Source organism: Streptomyces sp. SID14478 (assembly GCF_010548525.1).
In the GTDB taxonomy this organism is placed as follows: domain Bacteria; phylum Actinomycetota; class Actinomycetes; order Streptomycetales; family Streptomycetaceae; genus Streptomyces.
Genome location: NZ_JAAGMG010001411.1, coordinates 1 through 714, shown reverse-complemented (window position 1 = coordinate 714; position 714 = coordinate 1). Strand labels below are relative to the sequence as shown.

At 75.4% G+C, this 714-nt stretch carries 1 protein-coding gene; it reads right to left on the bottom strand.

Annotation, left to right across the window (positions count from 1 at the left end):
* Positions 1 to 714, bottom strand: a 714-nt coding sequence (locus G3I40_RS44630) for an ATP-binding protein (RefSeq protein ID WP_164560495.1), incomplete at both ends; no start/stop codon positions are given.

Below are 714 nucleotides of genomic sequence, written 5' to 3'. Positions count from 1 at the left end.
GAGCCGGCGCAGGAGGCGGCGGGCCGGGTCGGACTGGTCGGTGTAGCGCAGCCACAGCACGCGCTCGACCGGCTCCACGGGCCCGTACGCGTCGAGGTCCGCGGCCAGTCGGCGCGTCGTGCGCGGGCCGATCGCCGAACCCGCGATCCGCAGCGCGAGGGGCAGGCCGCCGCACAACTCCCGTACCCGGTCCGAGGACTGGGCGTCGTACGGGCCGCTGTCCGGGTCCTGCGCCGCGTCCCGCAGCAGCTCCTCGGCGCCCGCGGCGTCCAGCGCGTCCACCGGCAGCTGGTGCACCCAGGCCGGAGTGTCCTCGCCGAGGTCGAGCGGCTTGCGGGCGGTGACGACGACGAGGCTGTCGGACCGCTCGGGGATGAGCGTACGGACCTGCTGTGCGTCCTGCGCGTCGTCGAGCACGATCGTCACGGGCAGGCCCGTCAGATGCTGGTGGTACAGCTCGCTCAGCCGCTTGACCTGCTGCTCCTGCGAGGAACGCTCACGGAAGAGCAGCTGCTCGCGCGGCGCGCCCAGCCGGTTCAGCAGGTGCAGCAGCGCGTCCCGCGTCGTCAGCGGCGGCGCGTCGGGACGGTCCCCGCGCAGGTCCACCACACAGGCCCCGCGGAACTGGTCCCGCAGATCGTGCGCCGCCCGCACCGCCAGCGTCGTGCGCCCCGACCCGGGCGCGCCGTGCAGCACCACCACCGTCGGCCGCGT